At 62.8% G+C, this 17,379-nt stretch carries 16 protein-coding genes and 1 pseudogene; 8 read left to right on the forward strand and 9 right to left on the reverse strand.

The annotated features are described in order from the left end of the window. Positions 1-65 precede the first annotated feature (65 nt). From LOKO_RS09555 to LOKO_RS09575, 5 genes are all read right to left on the reverse strand, one after another. Positions 66-1,835, reverse strand: coding sequence for an SLC13 family permease (locus LOKO_RS09555; RefSeq protein ID WP_066448235.1), 1,770 nt, complete (start codon positions 1,833-1,835; stop codon positions 66-68). Positions 1,836-2,034: 199 nt separating this feature from the next. After that, positions 2,035-2,241 (reverse strand): cold-shock protein, encoded by a 207-nt coding sequence (locus tag LOKO_RS09560; RefSeq protein ID WP_066448238.1) that lies wholly within the window; start codon positions 2,239-2,241, stop codon positions 2,035-2,037. A gap of 265 nt (positions 2,242-2,506) precedes the next feature. Next, on the reverse strand, positions 2,507-2,713 hold the full coding sequence (locus LOKO_RS09565) for a cold-shock protein (RefSeq protein WP_043517745.1): 207 nt from the start codon (positions 2,711-2,713) through the stop codon (positions 2,507-2,509). A gap of 270 nt (positions 2,714-2,983) precedes the next feature. Beyond that, entirely contained in the window at positions 2,984-4,639 is a 1,656-nt protein-coding gene (locus tag LOKO_RS09570) for a GMC family oxidoreductase (protein ID WP_066448241.1), read from the reverse strand. Between the two features lie 250 nt (positions 4,640-4,889). Then, complete coding sequence (locus tag LOKO_RS09575; RefSeq protein ID WP_066448244.1) at positions 4,890-6,401, reverse strand: CoA-acylating methylmalonate-semialdehyde dehydrogenase; 1,512 nt, start codon at positions 6,399-6,401, stop codon at positions 4,890-4,892. 171 nt (positions 6,402-6,572) lie between these two features. Between LOKO_RS09575 and LOKO_RS18845 the strand changes: the two genes are divergently transcribed. From LOKO_RS18845 to LOKO_RS09615, 8 genes are all read left to right on the forward strand, one after another. Next, positions 6,573-7,979 (forward strand): putative ATP-dependent zinc protease, encoded by a 1,407-nt coding sequence (locus LOKO_RS18845; protein ID WP_083517528.1) that lies wholly within the window; start codon positions 6,573-6,575, stop codon positions 7,977-7,979. A gap of 30 nt (positions 7,980-8,009) precedes the next feature. Next, positions 8,010-9,515 carry an inactive transglutaminase family protein gene (locus LOKO_RS09585; protein WP_066448248.1) on the forward strand — a complete coding sequence of 502 codons (1,506 nt, stop codon included), beginning with the start codon at positions 8,010-8,012 and terminating at the stop codon, positions 9,513-9,515. A 4-nt stretch (positions 9,516-9,519) separates the two neighbouring features. Continuing rightward, entirely contained in the window at positions 9,520-10,521 is a 1,002-nt protein-coding gene (locus tag LOKO_RS09590) for an alpha-L-glutamate ligase-like protein (protein ID WP_066448252.1), read from the forward strand. Positions 10,522-10,553: 32 nt separating this feature from the next. After that, complete coding sequence (locus LOKO_RS09595) at positions 10,554-11,006, forward strand: transcriptional repressor (RefSeq protein WP_066448255.1); 453 nt, start codon at positions 10,554-10,556, stop codon at positions 11,004-11,006. 39 nt (positions 11,007-11,045) lie between these two features. Continuing rightward, on the forward strand, positions 11,046-11,498 hold the full coding sequence (gene hisI / locus LOKO_RS09600) for a phosphoribosyl-AMP cyclohydrolase (protein ID WP_066448261.1): 453 nt from the start codon (positions 11,046-11,048) through the stop codon (positions 11,496-11,498). A gap of 3 nt (positions 11,499-11,501) precedes the next feature. Further along, complete coding sequence (yidD, locus tag LOKO_RS09605; RefSeq protein WP_066448263.1) at positions 11,502-11,852, forward strand: membrane protein insertion efficiency factor YidD; 351 nt, start codon at positions 11,502-11,504, stop codon at positions 11,850-11,852. Between the two features lie 125 nt (positions 11,853-11,977). Beyond that, positions 11,978-12,559 (forward strand): DJ-1/PfpI family protein, encoded by a 582-nt coding sequence (locus tag LOKO_RS09610; protein ID WP_066448266.1) that lies wholly within the window; start codon positions 11,978-11,980, stop codon positions 12,557-12,559. Between the two features lie 123 nt (positions 12,560-12,682). Then, positions 12,683-13,090 carry a ribbon-helix-helix domain-containing protein gene (locus tag LOKO_RS09615; RefSeq protein ID WP_066448269.1) on the forward strand — a complete coding sequence of 136 codons (408 nt, stop codon included), beginning with the start codon at positions 12,683-12,685 and terminating at the stop codon, positions 13,088-13,090. Here LOKO_RS09615 and LOKO_RS09620 read toward each other — a convergent pair. From LOKO_RS09620 to LOKO_RS09630, 4 genes and pseudogenes are all read right to left on the reverse strand, one after another. Then, positions 13,054-13,485: a SufE family protein gene (locus LOKO_RS09620; protein ID WP_066448272.1), complete on the reverse strand. Its 432-nt coding sequence runs from the start codon at positions 13,483-13,485 to the stop codon at positions 13,054-13,056. The genes LOKO_RS09615 and LOKO_RS09620 overlap by 37 nt on opposite strands. A 27-nt stretch (positions 13,486-13,512) precedes the next feature. After that, entirely contained in the window at positions 13,513-14,922 is a 1,410-nt protein-coding gene (locus tag LOKO_RS18850) for a tyrosine-type recombinase/integrase (protein WP_083517716.1), read from the reverse strand. Positions 14,923-15,174: 252 nt separating this feature from the next. After that, positions 15,175-15,606, reverse strand: a pseudogene (locus LOKO_RS20630) (retention module-containing protein); the annotation flags it as partial. Positions 15,607-15,816: 210 nt separating this feature from the next. After that, positions 15,817-17,301, reverse strand: coding sequence for a retention module-containing protein (locus tag LOKO_RS09630; protein WP_144439645.1), 1,485 nt, complete (start codon positions 17,299-17,301; stop codon positions 15,817-15,819). Between the last annotated feature and the right edge of the window lie 78 nt (positions 17,302-17,379).

The following is a 17,379-nucleotide window of genomic DNA, read 5'->3' on the forward strand; positions in this document are numbered from 1 at the left end:
ATCTAAGGAATGGGCGAAAAGCGACACCCTATCGTAAAGCCGGGTTCACCGCGAGCAAGCACCGCTCAAAAGCCCCAGAACAGGGGGATCAGCGTCAGCGCCGTGGCCGCCACCAGCAGGTTGAGCAGCCCGCCCACGCGGAGGTAATCGCCGAAACGGTAGCCACCGGGTCCGTAAACCATCAGGTTGGTCTGGTAGCCGATGGGGGTGAGGAAGCTCGCCGAGGCGGCGAACATGACTGCCACCACGTAGGGCATGGGACTCACCCCCAGGCTTTCGGCGCTGGCCATGACCACGGGAAAGACGATGACAGCCGCAGCGTTGTTGGTCACCAGTTCCGTAAGCAGCGCCACCAGCACATAGGTACCGAGCAGTAGCAGCCAGGGGTTGCCACCGGCGAGCTCCAGTGCCATGCCTGCCAGTATGCCGGCGGCACCGGAACTCTCCAGTGCCGCCCCGAGGCCGAAGGAGGCGGCAATGGTCAGCAGTACCTGGGTGTCCAGGCCCCGCTTGGCCGCTCCCACCGAGCAGCATCCGGTGACCAGCACCAGCAGGGCACCCAGCATGGCGGCGTTCATCATGCTCATCACGCCGAAGGTGGCAAGCCCCACCACTCCAAGCAGGATGCTCCAGGCCAGCCAGGCCTTCTCATGCACCGGGCGCGCTGCGCCATTGAGCTGGCTGATCAACAGGAAGTCCCGGGACTGACGGTGGCGCTCGATGAACGGAGGGCGTGCCTCCAGCAGCAAGACGTCGGAGGGCTGCAGGCGCACCTGCCCCAGGTTGCCGGCGACCCGCTCACCGCCGCGGCATACGGCCAGCACGGCAGCCCCGTATAGCGTACGGAAGTGGCCATCGCGTATGCGTTGTCCCACGAACTGGCACTGGTCGGAAACCACCGCCTCGACCAGCCTGCGCTCCTTGAAATCCTTCTCCAGGCTGGAATCACCATGGAGCGACGGCACCAGCCCGCGAATCTGCTGCAACTCTACTGCCGCCGCCGAGGTCCCGGCGAAGACCAGCCGGTCGCCGGCCTTGAGCCGCTCCCCCGGCCCCACCACGCTGACGATATTGCCACCACGCTCGATCTCCACCAGGAACAGCTCCTGCAGGTGCCGCAGGCCAGCCTCCTCCACCGTCTTTTCGACCAGAGGGCCGCCAGGCTCCACCTCCATCTCGATGGTGTATTCCCGGGGGTTCTCGAAGGCCTGGGTCGCATCACGGCGCTGGGGCAGCAGGCGGTGCCCAATGAAGAGCAGATAGATCAGGCCAACTGCGGCAACAGGGATGCCAACCAGGGCGATATCGAATAGCCCCATGGCCAAGTCCGGGTAGCGCTCTACCAGCAGGCCGTGTACCACCAGGTTGGTACTGGTGCCGAACAGGGTAATGGTACCGCCCAGGATCGAGGCAAAGCTGAGCGGCATCAGCAGTCGGTGCGCGGGTATCCTCAGGCGCCGACTCCAGCTGAGCACGGCGGGGGTATAGGGGGCCACCACCGGCGTGTTGTTGAGAAAGCCGCTGAGCGCCGCGACAGGTATCAGGAGCCGCACGCGCGCACCGCCCGGGGTTCGCGGGCGCCCCAGCACGAAGCGAATGATCAGATCGATGCCGCCGGTGTCGCGAATGCTCGCCACCAGCACATAGAGAAAGGCCACGGTGAACAGGCCGCTGTTGGAAAAGCCGGCCAGCGCATCACCGCTATCGATGACCCCCAGCGTCAGCAGCAGAACCAGGGCGCCAAGCAGCACCATGTCAGGCCCGATCCGCGTCAAGGCCATCAGCGGGAAGACCGCGATGACAACACTGAGTGCGATCCAGGCGTCGAAGGGCATGGGGTAGTTCCGTCGGAAATTAAGGCCCCATTGTGCCTAACGACACTTATTCCATAAAGATATTTGTGGAGATTTATCTATTCGTTAATCGAATATAATGATTTGGTATACCCTCTCAAAAAGCAGGGTCCGCTTTCGCGGACCCTGCTCAGCACTGCCTGAGGCAGCGCACATCAGATCAAACCGGGTCGGTGAAGACTCAGTCGACGACCTTGATGTTGGAAGCCTGGAGGCCTTTCTTGCCCTGGGTGACGTCGAAGGAAACCTTCTGGCCGTCTTGCAGGGTCTTGAAGCCGTCAGCCTGGATCTCGGAGAAGTGGGCGAACAGATCGTCGCCGTTGTCGTCCGGAGAGATGAAGCCGAAGCCCTTGGTGTCGTTGAACCACTTGACAGTACCAGTAGCCATTGTCGAATGTCCTCGAATAGCATTGTGATTTACCGGGAAATACCCGAGTTGCAGTGGGTAAGACAAGAAACTGTTCACCGGGAAATCGATGCCATGAGCCTTCGATGACCACTTGCGATGTTCGTCTTGCTACCAACTGAGCCTAGCTTGGCTCCTGCGCCTGCAGACGTCAAATGCTAATTCACAAATGCCGAATGCAGAAAGGGCTCGCCTGAGCGAGCCCTAACCTGTGCTACCTCGCGGTAGCGCACATCATGTCAATCGATTAGTCGACGGACTTGATGTTGGAAGCCTGAAGGCCTTTCTTGCCCTGGGTGACGTCGAAGGAAACCTTCTGGCCGTCTTGCAGGGTCTTGAAGCCGTCAACCTGGATCTCGGAGAAGTGGGCGAACAGGTCGTCACCGCCTTCGTCCGGAGAAATGAAGCCAAAACCTTTAGTGTCGTTGAACCACTTAACTGTACCAGTAGCCATTATCGAATTCCTCGAATAGCGTTAGATGTTACCGGGAAATACCCGAGTTATGCTGGGTAAGACAAGAAACTTTCACCGGGAGATCGACGCCATGAGCCTTCGATGACCACTTGCGATGTTCCACTTGCTAACCAACTGGCGCCAAGAATGCGCCTTTGGCAGGCCCACGTCAAACACTATTTCATCGAAAAGCCTCAAAAGCGACCAAACACAACACCTCCTTGACGGACCGCACCGGCCCGTACTGGGCCTGGGCACGGCGCGGTCGTATTACGACCGCTCCGCCAGGATCCAGCCTGCCGCCTTCTCGGCAATCATCAGGGTCGGGGAGTTGGTATTGCCACTGGTGATGGTCGGCATGATGCTGGCATCCACCACCCGCAGCCCCTCGACGCCGCGCACCCGCAGGTGCGAGTCCACCACCGCCGTGGGGTCGTCGTCGCGCCCCATCTTCGCCGTGCCCACCGGATGGAAGATGGTGGTGCCGATATCGCCCGCCAGCCGTGCCAGCTCGTCGTCTGTCTGATACTCGAGCCCGGGCTTGACCTCCTCGGGACGATACTTGGCGAAGGCCGGCTGCTCGGCAATGCGGCGGGTGACCCGCAGCGAGTCCGCCGCCACCTTGCGATCCTCCTCGGTGCTCAGGTAGTTGGGCGCGATGGCCGGCGCCTGGCGCGGGTCACGGCTCTTGATGCGCACGCTGCCGCGACTGGTGGGATTGAGGTTGCACACGCTGGCCGTGATCGCCGGATAGTCGTGCAGCGGCTGGCCGAAGGCTTCCAGGCTCAGCGGCTGGACGTGGTATTCAATATTGGGGTGCTCGTACTCGTCGCTGCTGCGGGTGAAGGCGCAGAGCTGGGAAGGCGCCATGCTCATGGGGCCGGTACGCTTGAGCACATACTCCATGCCGATCTTTGCCTTGCCCATCCAGGAGGCGGCCAGGGTATTGAGCGTCTTGGCCCCCGTGACCTTGTAGACAGAGCGGATCTGCAGGTGGTCCTGCAGGTTCTCCCCCACGCCGGGCAGCTCGTGTACCAGGGGAATGTCGTGCTCGGCCAGCAGAGACGCCGGCCCGACGCCAGAGAGCTGCAAGAGCTGCGGCGAGCCGATGGCGCCGGCGGCCAGGATCACTTCACGGGTCGCCCTAACCTGGCTGATGACGCCGTCGCGCTCGAGCTCGACGCCGGTAGCACGAGGCTTGCCCTCGCTGCCACTCTCGAACAGCAGTCGGTGTACCTGGGTGGAGTGCCAGAGGACGAAGTTATCGCGCTTCACGCACGTCGGTCGCAGGAAGGCCTTGGCCGCGTTCCAGCGCCAGCCGCTACGCTGATTGACCTCGAAGTAGTCGACCCCCTCGTTGTCGCCGCGGTTGAAGTCGCGGGTACGGGGGATGCCGGCCTGCACCGCCGCCTCGGCGAAGTCATCCAGCACCTCCCACTTGAGGCGCTGCTTCTCCACCCGCCATTCGCCGCCATGGCCGTGGTAGTCGCGGTGTGCGGCGTCCGCATCGCCGCCCTCGTCGAGGCGGTAGTGGTGCTCGTGCTTCATGAAGTCCGGCAGGCAGTTCTCCCAGCGCCAGGCGTCATCGCCCACCAGCTCGGCCCAGCCGTCGTAGTCCCGGGCCTGGCCGCGCATGTAGAGCATGCCGTTGATGCTGGAGCAGCCGCCCAGGGTCTTGCCCCGGGGAAAGATAAGCGAACGGCCGTTGAGCCCCTTGTCGGGCTCGGTGCGAAAGCACCAGTCGGTGCGCGGATTGTTGATGCAGTAGAGGTAGCCCACCGGGATGTGCACCCAGTGATAGTTGTCGCGCCCCCCGGCCTCGATCAGCAGCACCCGGTTATTCGGGTCTGCACTCAGGCGGTTGGCCAGCAGGCAGCCGGCGGTGCCGGCGCCTACCACGATATAGTCGAATTCCTGCTCTGCCATGACGTGCTCTCTCTCGACATGCCGCCGGCAATCTAGGCCAACAGCAAAGCGTCTCTTGTAGTACGGCAGTTGATGCCCGTTCGAGGCTGCTCCGAGGGGAAGACCCCGGATCGCCGGACCGTCGATGAGGCGCTGTGAACCCATCCCTGGGCGCTACATTTGCCATCCCTGGCAAATGACCTCCTCTTCGGTCTCCCCTCGGCGCCTCTCACTAGCGTCTTTGCCCATGCTGAAGCCTAGTCGGCAGGGACTACTTATGGGTCGGCATGGCGAACTCGGCGCCGGCGTTGATCGAGTCCGACCAGCGCTGCATGATCGACTTCTGCTTGGTGTAGAAGCGCACGCCCTCTTCGCCGTAGGCGTGCGTATCGCCGAACATGGAGCGCTTCCAGCCGCCGAAGCCGTGCCAGGCCATGGGTACCGGGATCGGTACGTTGATGCCCACCATGCCCACCTGAATGCGGCGACCAAATTCGCGCGCCACGCTGCCGCTTTCGGTGAAGCAGCTCACGCCGTTGCCGAACTCGTGGTCGTTGATCAGCTGGATTGCCGTGGCGATATCGGGCACCCGCACGCAGGCCAGCACCGGACCGAAGATTTCCTCGCGGTAGATGGTCATCTCCGGGGTGACGTGATCGAACAGCGAGCCGCCCATCCAGAAACCCTCGGCGCAGCCCTCGCCGGTCGTGGCGCTATCGAAGTCACGGCCGTCGACCACCAGTTCGGCACCCTCTTCCACGCCCTTGTCGATATAGCCGGTGATGCGCTGGTGTGCCTGAGCGGTGACGATGGGCCCCATCTCGGCATCGAGCTCCATGCCGTTCTTGACCTTGAGCGACTTCGCCCGCTCGGCCAGGCGCGGCACGATCTGATCGGCCACGTCGCCCACCAGCACCGCCACGCTGATCGCCATGCAGCGCTCGCCGGCGCTGCCGTAGGCGGCACCGATCAGGGCGTCGACGGCCTTGTCCAGATCGGCATCGGGCATCACCACCATGTGGTTCTTGGCGCCGCCCAGGGCCTGGACACGCTTGCCGTGATGCGCACCCCGCTCGTAGATCAGGTTGGCGATGGGGGTGGAACCGACGAAGGAGAGCGCCTTGACGTCTGGGTGTTCGATCAGCGCCTCGACCGAGGCCTTGTCGCCCTGGACCACGTTGAACACGCCATCGGGCAGGCCCGCCTGCTTGAGAAGGTCGGCGATCAACAGCGAGGGGCTGGGGTCGAGGGGGCTCGGCTTGAGGATGAAGGTGTTGCCGGCGGCGATGGCCAGCGGGAACATCCACATCGGTACCATCACCGGGAAGTTGAAGGGAGTAATGCCCGCCACCACGCCCAGCGGCTGGCGCATCGTCCAGTTGTCGATGCCGGTGCTGACCTGCTCGGTGTAATCGCCCTTGAGCAGCTGCGGGATGCCGCAGGCGAATTCGACGATATCGATGCCGCGAGCCACCTCGCCTTGGGCGTCGGTGAATACCTTGCCGTGCTCGGCGGTGATGGCCTGGGCCAGCTCATCCTTGTGGGCGTTGAGCAGCTCCAGGAAACGGAACATCACCCGGGCGCGGCGAATCGGCGGGGTATCGGCCCAGCTCGGGAAGGCGGCCTTCGCCCCTGCCGCGGCGCGGTCGACGTCGGCCGAACCGGCCAGGGCCACCTGACCGGTCACCTGGCCGCTGGCGGGGTTGGTCACCGCCCGGCGCTGGGGGGCCTCGGCCGCGATACGCTGGCCGTCGATATAGTGATCGATATTGGTCGTTGTCATAATGGTTGCCTCAGTTCGATGCGTTCTGCCAGGAAATCTGTGCTAGCTACCAGAGTAACGCGCTACTCGTGGCAATCAATTGAGTAATTCCTAACCAGGATATAAGCTTTTCTTATAATACAGGGGAGACCCCTCCCCCCCGCCCCTCCCTTCTTCTCCCTGGAGCGCGCCATGCAGGACCTGCAAACCCTCCGCGCCTTCATCACCGTGGCACGGGAAGGCAGCGTGTCCCGCGCCGCCGAAAAGCTCCACCTGACCCAGCCGGCGGTCAGCCTCAAGCTCAAGCAACTGCAGGAAAGCCTCGGGCTGGCCCTATTCCAACGCCGCCCCCAGGGCTTGAAGCTGACCGCCGATGGCTACGCCCTGCTGCCCGCCGCCGAAAGGACCCTGGCGGCCATGGCCGCCTTCGAACAGAGCGCCCAAGCACTCCACAGCACGCTGCGCGGACGGCTGAAGATCGGCACTATCGTCGACCCGGAGTTCATCCGGCTGGGTGCCTTCCTGCACCGGCTGGTGGGTCGCGCACCCCAGCTTGAGACAGAACTACAGCACGGCATGAGCGGCAGCGTATTGAAATGGATCCGGCGCGGCGAGCTGGATGTGGGGTTCTATCTGGCGCCATCGGGCGAGGGGCCGGGAGACGATTCGCAGGATGTGGCGCACCGGGAACTGACACAGTTTCACTACCACGTGATCGCCCCCGCCGGCTGGAGCGGGCGACTTACCCGCACCGACTGGCCGAGCCTGGCCGCCCTGCCGTGGATCGTGACCCCGCAGGAATCCGTCCATCACCGGCTGCTGCAGGGTGTGCTGCAACCCCAGGGGCTTGCCCCCAATGGCGTGGCCCAGGTGGATCAGGAGGCCTGCATGCTGGACCTGGTGCGCGCCGGCGTGGGGCTCAGTCTCGCCCGCGATGCCCTGGCCATGGCCGAGCGCCAGGAGCGTGGCCTGGTGGTGGTCGAAGGGGTTCGCCTGCCCTGCTCGCTGAACTTCGTCTGGCAGCACCAGCGCGGCGATGAACCCGTCATCGTCATGGCGGAATGCAACGAAGACACCAATGCATCGCTTGACGACAAGGCACTTGTAGGACGCGCCGAGTGGATTGGCTTGCCCGACATAGGCACTTATCTTAGGGCTCGTGTCGATTCCGGTGCCAATACGTCCTCTCTTTCAGCCAAGGACATCACCCGTTTCGAACGCGATGGCGAAGATTGGGTGCGTTTCAGATTGGGCATCACTGATGACGATATCGTGGTCGACAAGGTCCGCAACGAATGGATCGAGGCGCCTGTCGAGCGGCGCGTACGCATCGTGCAGGCCGCCGGCAGCGAATCGCGTCCCGTTGTCAGCCTGCTGATGACCCTGGGGTCGATTCGCGAGCCGGTTGAGTTCACCTTGAATGACCGCACCCATCTCAACTTTCCCGTACTGCTGGGACGCCGATTCCTGATGGATATCGCGCTGATCGATGTCGCCGAGACTTACCTGCATCCAAGACCCGAATTCCCCGGAGGTCGACCTGCTGCAGAGGCGGAGCAGGACGATCTCAACGATCAGGAGGAGGAAGACGCTGAATAGCGGCGCCTCCAGCCCCAACAAGGAAGCTTCATGTCACGATTGCCCTTCTATCTTATTGTAGGCTTGCTGATGGTGGTGGGCATCGGCATGAGCGTGCATCGGCACGTCCAGTTCGAGGTTCCCTGGACCCAGGGGGAGCAGCGAACAATATGGGAAGTGGAAGCAATCATCGATTTCACCGCCCTGGGCGATCCGGTACGCGTGGACCTTGCCCTGCCCCAACATCAGCGCGGCTATCGCCTCCTGACCGAGAATACGGCCTCACCGGGCTATGGCCTGTCGTTTCTCCAGGACGAAACCGGTCGCCGCGCCCAGTGGTCGATACGTGAAGCGGCCGGCAGCCAGCAACTCTACTACTCGGCGCGCCTGCTGGTGACAGAGGACCGACGTCAGCGTGAGTTGCCAGTGCCCCCCCTGCGCGAAGTGATCTGGGAGCGCCCCTACGATACTGCAGCCGCCCAGGTAATCGAGCGCGCCTGGACTCGAAGCGCCGACCCCTACACCTTTGCCCGCGAGCTGATTCATGACTTCAGCGAGGATCGTCAGGGTGAAAACGCCCGACTCCTGTTGACCCAGTTCGATCGCAGTACGCTGCTGGTCAGGCTGCTGAACCAGGCCGGCGTCCCCGCGCGCGAAGCCAGCGGGCTGCTCCTTGAAGACGGACGTCGCCGCCAGACGCTTACCCCCTGGATCCAGGTCTTTGCGGGCGAAGACAATTGGTCAATCTTCAACCCGACAACCGGGCAACAGGGACAACCCGAGAACCTGCTGCTGTGGGAGAGCGGCGGTCGTGCCGTACTGGAGGTCCAGGGAGGAACCAACTCCCGGGTGACCTTCTCGATGCTGTCACGCAATCAGCCTGCCGCCGCCGCCGTGCGCAGCCAGCTGGCCGATGACACCCTGCTGAATTTTTCTATACATAGCCTCCCTCTCGAAGAGCAGGCCCTGTTCCAGACCATTCTGCTGATTCCGATCGGCGCGCTGGTTGTGGTTTTCCTGCGGATCATGGTGGGAATCAAGACCTCCGGCACCTTCATGCCGGTGCTGATCGCACTGGCCTTTATCCAGACTACCCTGCCCACCGGGCTCATCGGCTTTCTCCTGATCGTTGCCGTCGGCCTGGTAATCCGAAACTACCTTTCCTATCTCAACCTCCTGCTGGTCGCGCGAGTGTCGGCGGTGATCATCACGGTCATCGCCATCATCTCGATCTTCTCGGTGCTCTCTTACCGCGTGGGCCTCAATGCCGGGCTGACCATCACTTTCTTCCCGATGATCATCCTTGCCTGGACCATCGAGCGTATGTCGATCCTTTGGGAAGAGGAAGGTCCCAAGGAGGTGCTCATTCAGGGTGGTGGCAGCCTGGTCACGGCCGTATTGGCCTACCTGGCCATGAACAACCCCTGGATCCGCCACATCACCTTCAATTTTCTTGGCGTTCAGCTCATCATCATGTCGCTGATCCTGCTGCTCGGGAACTATACAGGGTACCGCCTACTCGAATTGCGGCGCTTCAAGCCTGTTACCGAGGACTGACACCATGTGGGCAAGACCTAGCCAATTGCTGGAGCGCGGTATCATCGGCATGAACCGCCGCAACATTCGCTACATCGGTCGCTACAACGACCGTCGGCTCTACCCGCTGGTGGACGACAAGCTGCAGACCAAGCTGCTGGCCGAGCGGTACGGCATCACGACGCCGGCGCTGATCAGCACCGTGACGACTCAGTTCGGCATCAAGCAACTGCAGAAGATGGTGGCGGGACACGAAGGCTTCGTCATCAAGCCCGCCAAGGGTAGCGGCGGCAAGGGTATCCTCGTCATCGACCGCATCGATGGCGACGGCTTCATCAAGCCCAGCGGCGTACGCCTGGAATTGAAAGACCTCGAGCGACACGTCTCCAACATCCTGTCAGGGCTCTATTCACTGGGCGGCACCCCGGACGTAGCGATGATCGAAGCCCTGATCAACTTCGATGAGCACCTCTCCGAGTACACCTACGAAGGTGTGCCGGACATCCGCGTCATCATCTTTCAAGGCTACCCGGTGATGGCCATGATGCGCCTTTCCACTGCCGCCTCCGACGGCAAGGCAAACCTTCATCAGGGCGCCGTGGGGGTGGGGCTCGACATCGCCTCGGGTACCGCCGTGCGGGGCGTGCAGTTCGATCGCCCGCGGCGCGAGCACCCCGATACCGGACACGAGCTGGCCAGCCTGCTCATACCCGACTGGCAAAATCTATTGGAGCTGGCCGCCGGCTGCTTCGAGATGACCGGGCTTGGCTACCTCGGCACTGATATGGTGATTGACCGCAACCGCGGACCCATGCTGCTGGAGCTCAACGCCCGCCCCGGCCTCGCGATCCAGATGGCCAATGGGGAAGGCCTGCGTTCACGCCTGGACCTGATCGAAAAGCAGCCTGCCGGCCTCGGTGTGGCAGAGCGCGTAGCCTTTGCCCAACTGCACTTTGCTCGCTGTGGAGAGCTTAAGAATATGGCTCCTCGCCCCCAGCCGCTGGCCGCCCCTCTGTCCAGCGCGTAGAATGGGACAATCTTCCCAGCATCGGGTCACCCATGACCGATTCACATAGCCTGCTGCAACAGGCAGAAAGACAGTGTCAGCGCCACGGAGTACGCTTCACCCCGATTCGCAGGCGCGTCCTGGAAATGATCGCCGGAGCCACCGGTGGCATAAAGGCCTACGACCTTCTCGACCGCCTGGCCGTCGAGCATGCCGCCGCTCGCCCCCCGACGATCTATCGCGCCCTCGACTTCCTGATCGAGCAAGGTCTGGTGCATCGCATCGAGTCGCTGAACGCCTACGTGGCCTGCCCCTGCCCCGAACATGCACACGGCTTTCAGCTGCTGATCTGTCGCCATTGCGGTCGGGTCGAGGAACTGCATCTGGATGAGGTCAACGATCAGCTCAACACTCAGGCGCGCCATTTCGGCTTTCGCGTCGAACGCCAGACCATCGAGCTGCTGGGTAGCTGTGATGTCTGTCTAAAGGCCACTGCTCGCGCCTGACGTCAGTGCCCGAGCTCAATACCGTATTGTGGAACCGTTATGGTCAATACCTTCAAGGAACTCGAACGGGCCGAGCTCAACGCACAACGCCCCCTAACCGCGATTCTTGCTGCCATCCGCTTCAACGCCGACGGCTTGATCCCCGCCATCGCCCAACAGCATGACAGCGGCGAGGTGCTGATGATGGCGTGGATGAACCGGGAGGCGCTGGAAGAAACGCTGGATACCGGCAGGATCTGCTACTGGTCGCGCTCGCGGAACAAGCTGTGGCGCAAGGGAGAGTCCTCCGGCCAGCAACAGCACCTGCGCGACGCCCGCCTCGACTGTGACGGAGATACCCTGCTGCTGCAGGTGGAGCAAACCGGTCCCGCCTGTCATACCGGGCGGCGCAGCTGCTTCTACGTGGCGCTGGAGAATGACGTCGCGCGGATCAATAGCGAGCCACTGATCGACCCCGATACGCTCTACCAGAAGCCCCAGGAGGGACGCTGAGCGATGAATTGCCTGGCAGCCTGGCTCCATCGACTGGGGCGTCTGCTGGCTCGCGGGCTCGGCCTGCTCATGCTTGGCCTGGTGAAGCTCTACCAGATCACCTTGAGCCCCTTGCTGGGTCCCCGCTGTCGCTTCTGGCCCAGCTGCTCCCACTACACGGCGGAAGCGATCAAGATTCACGGGGCGTTCAAGGGAGGCTGGCTGGCCGCTCGCCGAATCGTGCGCTGCCACCCGGGTAGCGAAGGTGGGATAGACCCGGTACCCGGCGGGCCCAGCGAGCAGCTGTGCCGCGACGACCCTGAGCTCGACCAGGACTTCCGCTGCCGTTGCACCGGACATGCTTCGGAGCGCTGAAGCCCTACTGTCATCTCTGAATCATGGATACCCTGTAGTAGCCCGCTAACACCCTCCTTCAGCTCGGCCGTGCCAGACTGGTCAACGGCAACCCAACCACAACGAGCCGATCAGGAGATACGCCAATGTCCGCCAAACGTTTGCTCTTGCTATGTGGCGATTTCGCCGAAGACTACGAGACCATGGTGCCTTTCCAGGCCCTGCAGGCCGTGGGGCATCGTGTCGATGCCGTGTGTCCCGACAAGCGGGCCGGCGACAGCATTGCCACCGCCATCCATGACTTCGAGGGCGACCAGACCTACACCGAGAAGCCGGGACACCGCTTCACCCTCAATGCCGATTTCGCGGATATCGATCCCGCCGAGTACGACGGCCTGGTGATTGCCGGCGGTCGCGCCCCGGAATACCTGCGCCTGAACGACAAGGTCATTCAGCTTGTGCGTCATTTCTTCGATACCGACAAGCCGGTGGCGGCGATCTGTCACGCAGCCCAGCTTCTGGCGGCCGCCAGGGTACTGGAAGGCCGCACCTGCGCAGCCTACCCTGCTTGCCGCCCCGAAGTGGAGCTGGCCGGCGGGCGCTACGCCGACATCGCCGTGGACGATGCCGTGACCGATGGCAAGCTGGTCACCGCCCCGGCCTGGCCTGCTCACCCAGCGTGGCTCGCCCAGTTCCTGGTCGTTCTCGAGACACGCATCGAGCTATAGGCGCCAATCCGAAAGGCTCCCAGGAAGGGTTCTTAAGCGAGGTTCACTTCCAGCCACTTGCCCTGGCTCGCGCCCGACGCCATGATGGAAATGTCGGCCGGGCCAGCGAGGGAGGGAAACGGCATGTGCAGACTATTCATCGGCGCAGAGCCGGGTCTCTGGCAGCCTCAGACCCGCTCCATGCGGCTCGACGGGGTCTCCACCAGCGTTCGCCTGGAACGCTTCTTCTGGGCGGTATTGGAAGAGGTCGGCAGGCGCGACGGTCTCACGCTCAATCAGCTGGTGGCGAAGCTCTCACGGGAATGCACGGAAGCCGGACATGACCCCGCCAACTTCGCCTCCTTCCTGAGAGTCTGCTGCGGGCGCTATCAGGCACTGCAACTGGCGGGTGAGATACCGGTCGCGACTGACGTCTCGATCGGTAGCCTGGATGCCGAGGGTATTCTTGCGCGGGAGCGGGTGCGCCACATCGCGGCGCGCCCCGCGGCCTCGCGTCAGGCAGAGGCCGCCTCCCGCGCCGCCACTTCGTAGATCGTCTTCAGCATGGCGTGCAGCCCGTTGCTGCGCGTCGGCGAGAGATGCTTGTCCAGGCCCAGGTCCTGCATGAAGTGCGGGCTTGTGGCGCAAATCTCCCCAGCGGGGCGTCCGCTGTAGATGCGCAGCAGTACCGCAATCAAGCCTGACACGATGGCCGCATCCGAGATGGCATCGAAGTGGAGCATGTCCCCCTCGCGCCGATAGTGCATCCAGACATTCGACTGGCAGCCCTGGATCTTGCGCTCGGGCGTCTTCCACTCCTCGGGGAACGCCGGTAGCTGCTTGCCCATGTCGATGATGTACTGGTAGCGATCCATCCAGTTGTCGAACATCTCGAACTCATCCAGCAATTCCTGCTGCGCCTGTTCGGCGGTGGCTTCAGTCGTCATGGGAACTCCGTGGTTGGCATGTGCCCATTATACCGATTCATCCAGGGGTTCGTCCGCCCCAACCGGCAACCCGTGCAGCGATGACTGGCGATGCCACTCCTCATCCTCGGCGTGCAGGTAGCGAGCCGTGGTATCCAGTCGGGAGTGCCGCGCGGTACTCGCCAGGTAGCGAAGCTCCACGCCGGCCTGGGCCTGGTGCGTCAACGCCGTATGCCGCAGCCAGTGAGGTGTCGCTTGCCGCAGCCGCTGCACCTGCGCCTTGCCGCCCTGCTCGGCTTCCAGGGCCTCGGCGGCATCGCTGAAGGCTTCGCGAATCAGGCGATAGAGCTGGTTGTCGCCCAGGCCGCGGCGCCCATTCAGGCCGCGCAGCAACGGCGTATCCTCGCCGGACTCCGGCAAGGGTGCCAGGCCCAGGCCGGCTCGCCACTCCCCCAGCAATGCAAGCATGTCCTGCGGCACGGGAATGTACGCTAGCTTGTCGCCCTTGCCCACGACCCGCCACCACCAGCGCCCTTCCCGCATGACGAAGTCATCCATGCGTGTCGCCGCCATTTCACTGATCCGCGGCGCCAGAAGGTAGGCGAAGCCGAAGATCATGCGACGTCGAGAACGATTGAAGCGCGCCTTCGCACCGGCACCCTCCTCCAGCGGCCGTTCCAGCCATTGCCACAGCCACTCCCACAGCGGGCGCTCCAGGTAGCGCTCGATCCTGGACTGGCGGTTGTCGAGGCGACGGCGCTTGTCACGCATCAGGCGGAAGGGATTGTGTGCCACCCAGCCCGCCTCGACCAGCCAGGCAAACAGGCCCTGAAGAATCACCAGGCTCTGCCGACGACTGGCCGGTGACAGCGGTCCGCGAAACGGACGCCACTCCGGGGAATGCCTGGGTCTCGGTGTCAGTATCCAGTCGTCTCGCCGCTCTTCGGCCCAGCGGCCGGCAAGCAGATTGAGGCCGTCGGCATCCACCACCAGAGGCAATCCTGACATCAGCGATGACTGGAGCATGCCCTGTCCCCAGGCGCCCTGCCCAAGCCCCGGCCCCACCACAANGCTGAAGGCCGCGGCCACGCTGGCGGTGGCCACCGAGGTGCCGTCAACGGGCTCGCTGTCCTGGGTCTCGAAGTTGACCTCGCTGAGGTCGACGTCGCTGAGGGCAAGCGTCGGCACGTCGTCGACGATGGTAATGTTCAGCGTACCCGTCGCCGTCCCGCTGCCACTCGTCACGGTATAGATCAGTCCGGCCAGTGCCTCATCCAGGCCCTCTTCATGCAGCAGGTTGGTGTGCTGGGTGGCGGTGAACTCGCCGGTAGCGGGATTGACTTCGATGGTAAAGATCAGTGCTTCCCGATCACCGGAGAAAGCAGAGAGCGTATTGGAGTCCGCATCCCAGCTGAAAATCAGGTTTTCCTGTCCGACTTGGCTTTCTACGCCATCCATGCCGGCAAAGGTGACGCTGCCACCGCCACCGGAACCGAAGCTGAAGGGCAGCACGCCCGACGTGGTAGAGCCTTCTTCCGTGTTAAGCAGCTGGTCGGAAAGGAGAATTTCAAATTCACCGGCAGTGGGGGCAATAACCACTTCTTCCGCTTCTACCGGTTCTTCTTCCGCCTCGGCAAGCAGCAGGTCCGCTCCTTCGGTTTCCGGCGGCCCATCAAGATCGCCCAAGCCAAACTCGAAGGCCAGCGGGTCGACACCTTCCGCAATACGGGCCAGTTGCACGAAGCTGTGGCCGCCGTCGGCGCCACCGCCCGGGCCAGCACCGGCCGCGGTGGCATCGAGCACGTCGAGCAGGTCTATGTCGTCATCGTCCAGGGCGGCGAGCAGGGCCTCCAGGTCTTCATCCAGGGCGCTGAACTCGCCGACGTCTACAGGCAGGTCGGCATCGAGTTCCGGCGACATGGCAACGACCTGGCCGCCTTCGATAACGGTCGGGTCCAGATTATCGGCAAAATCGAGCTCGACGCGACCGTTATCGGACGTGACCAGTGACTCCCCCTCTGCAAGGGTGTCACCCACACGTAGCTCACGCATGTTGCCATCGGCGTCGCGCGCCCAGGCCTGACCGGAAATGGATACGACAGTAGCAATGCTCATGTGGTGACTCCCTGCGGACTTGATCATTATCGGTGCCTGAAAGGGTCCACCGGGAATATCCAGGGCAGGCCCATTACTGGCTTATGCAGTCACATTAGGTTACGTATCGTTGCTTTTGTATTGGACTGATGGACAGGGGGACAGGCAGGTGGCAACCCTGGGAAAGCTTGTAATACACAGAGGGCCCGGCACTTCACAGGTGCCGGGCCCTCTGGCCATGATCAAGCAGGCTATCGGCTACTCGATTTCGATCTGGTTGTCTTCAATCAGCTGTTGTAAAACGTTGCCGTGATAGGCGATGCCTTCCAGCAGAATCAGCTGGTCGGCGAAATACAGCTCTCCGTCATCAAAGGCGCCACTGGCGCTGATGTGTAAATGAGTGTCGCCATCCTCCGCCGCCGTCACCTGTAGGAAGTGTTCCAGCGTTTCATTGTCACCATCCCATTCGGTGAGCAATTCTCGCAGGTCAAGCGAATCCCCCTCGCCCAACCGATAACTGGACACGCTCTCCTCTGGAGAGAGAGGTTCCTCATCTTCTCCACCCAACGCCCAGCCGAAGGTCTCGACACTGGTTTCATCGAGAGACTCTGTGTCTGGTGCAATAGCTGGATCAAGTTCGACAGGCCTTACCGAGAAGGCACTTCCTGAGCCGGACTGACCGGGGCCGGTCGTGCCGCCGAGAAAGGCGATGAAGGCAAACGGGAGGGAATGCTCGATGACAACGAGCCCATCCTGCATCGCCAGATCTTCCAGGCTTCCCTTGTAGAAGAACGCCCCGTCGCTGTCGTAGAGGTTATAGGTCGCGCCATGGAGAGAACCGAACAGCTCAAAGGTGGCTGCCATGGCGAGGCCACTCAGCTCGAACAACAGCGCTTCGCCGGCCTCTATGGCATCCGGGTCGTTGTTGCCCTGATGATCGACGGCGTAAAAGCCGGATGGCAAGAGCACCGCCGCGGCGCTCTGCGAGCCGGTCTCCTTGAGCTCTCGAGCATTGCCCAGGGTGCCTTGCCCGTCACTCGCACCAACAGTATGGCCTGAGAAGGAAAGGATCATCGGGACATCGGGGTCGTCCGGGTCGTCTGGGTCGTCCGGGTCGTCCGGGTCGTCCGGGTCGTCCGGGTCGTCCGGGTCGTCCGGGTCGTCCGGGTCGTCCGGGTCATCAGGATCCACTGGATCTGCCGGGCCTGTCGAATCATCGACATCATCGGGGACAGGGGGAGCTTCAGAGGCGTCTTCCGGCACGGTGCCAGCAATACCTTCACTCGGGGGCGGCGCATTTTCTGCTACCCCCGGCTGGCCGAATTCGAAGTTCGCTGGATCGAGATTCTCGACAATACGCGGCAGACGCACGAAGCCATGCCCACCCGCTTCTCCGCCACCAGCAGCAAGCCCTGCTGCGGCAGGGTCCAGGATATCGAGCAGGTCAATAGCGGGATCGTCGAGAGCGGCGAGAAAGCTATCTAGTTCCGCATCATCAAGGGTCGCACTGTCAGGGTCCTGATCACCGTCTGCCAGGCTCTGGCTCATCAGGAGTTCCGTACCGCCTCCTACCAGAACCGGCTCGCCTGCCTGAGGAAAGGTGAGAAGCACTTGGCCCCCGGGCGAGGTCACCAATACCTCCTCCAGCTCGAGAGAATCACCCAAGCGTAACTCTCGGAGCTGTCCCTCAGTGTTTCTCGCCCAGGCCTGTCCTTGCAGAGAGTGAATGGTTGCAATGCTCATGACGAGGCCCTCCGAAGGCAGTGGCCAGTGACACAAAATGAGTTACGTTGTGTTACCAGCCATCATGCCGCCAGTCAG

Source organism: Halomonas chromatireducens (assembly GCF_001545155.1).
Taxonomy (GTDB): Bacteria; Pseudomonadota; Gammaproteobacteria; order Pseudomonadales; family Halomonadaceae; genus Halomonas; species Halomonas chromatireducens.

What these genes read in the sequence shown, in the direction of transcription:
- LOKO_RS09555 (WP_066448235.1), bottom strand. Translation starts at nt 1,835, where the DNA reads ATGCCCTTCGACGCCTGGATCGCACTCAGTGTTGTCATCGCGGTCTTC.
- LOKO_RS09560 (WP_066448238.1), bottom strand. Translation starts at nt 2,241, where the DNA reads ATGGCTACTGGTACTGTCAAGTGGTTCAACGACACCAAGGGCTTCGGC.
- LOKO_RS09565 (WP_043517745.1), bottom strand. Translation starts at nt 2,713, where the DNA reads ATGGCTACTGGTACAGTTAAGTGGTTCAACGACACTAAAGGTTTTGGC.
- LOKO_RS09570 (WP_066448241.1), bottom strand. Translation starts at nt 4,639, where the DNA reads ATGGCAGAGCAGGAATTCGACTATATCGTGGTAGGCGCCGGCACCGCC.
- LOKO_RS09575 (WP_066448244.1), bottom strand. Translation starts at nt 6,401, where the DNA reads ATGACAACGACCAATATCGATCACTATATCGACGGCCAGCGTATCGCG.
- LOKO_RS18845 (WP_083517528.1), top strand. Translation starts at nt 6,573, where the DNA reads ATGCAGGACCTGCAAACCCTCCGCGCCTTCATCACCGTGGCACGGGAA.
- LOKO_RS09585 (WP_066448248.1), top strand. Translation starts at nt 8,010, where the DNA reads ATGTCACGATTGCCCTTCTATCTTATTGTAGGCTTGCTGATGGTGGTG.
- LOKO_RS09590 (WP_066448252.1), top strand. Translation starts at nt 9,520, where the DNA reads ATGTGGGCAAGACCTAGCCAATTGCTGGAGCGCGGTATCATCGGCATG.
- LOKO_RS09595 (WP_066448255.1), top strand. Translation starts at nt 10,554, where the DNA reads ATGACCGATTCACATAGCCTGCTGCAACAGGCAGAAAGACAGTGTCAG.
- hisI (WP_066448261.1), top strand. Translation starts at nt 11,046, where the DNA reads ATGGTCAATACCTTCAAGGAACTCGAACGGGCCGAGCTCAACGCACAA.
- yidD (WP_066448263.1), top strand. Translation starts at nt 11,502, where the DNA reads ATGAATTGCCTGGCAGCCTGGCTCCATCGACTGGGGCGTCTGCTGGCT.
- LOKO_RS09610 (WP_066448266.1), top strand. Translation starts at nt 11,978, where the DNA reads ATGTCCGCCAAACGTTTGCTCTTGCTATGTGGCGATTTCGCCGAAGAC.
- LOKO_RS09615 (WP_066448269.1), top strand. Translation starts at nt 12,683, where the DNA reads ATGTGCAGACTATTCATCGGCGCAGAGCCGGGTCTCTGGCAGCCTCAG.
- LOKO_RS09620 (WP_066448272.1), bottom strand. Translation starts at nt 13,485, where the DNA reads ATGACGACTGAAGCCACCGCCGAACAGGCGCAGCAGGAATTGCTGGAT.
- LOKO_RS09630 (WP_144439645.1), bottom strand. Translation starts at nt 17,301, where the DNA reads ATGAGCATTGCAACCATTCACTCTCTGCAAGGACAGGCCTGGGCGAGA.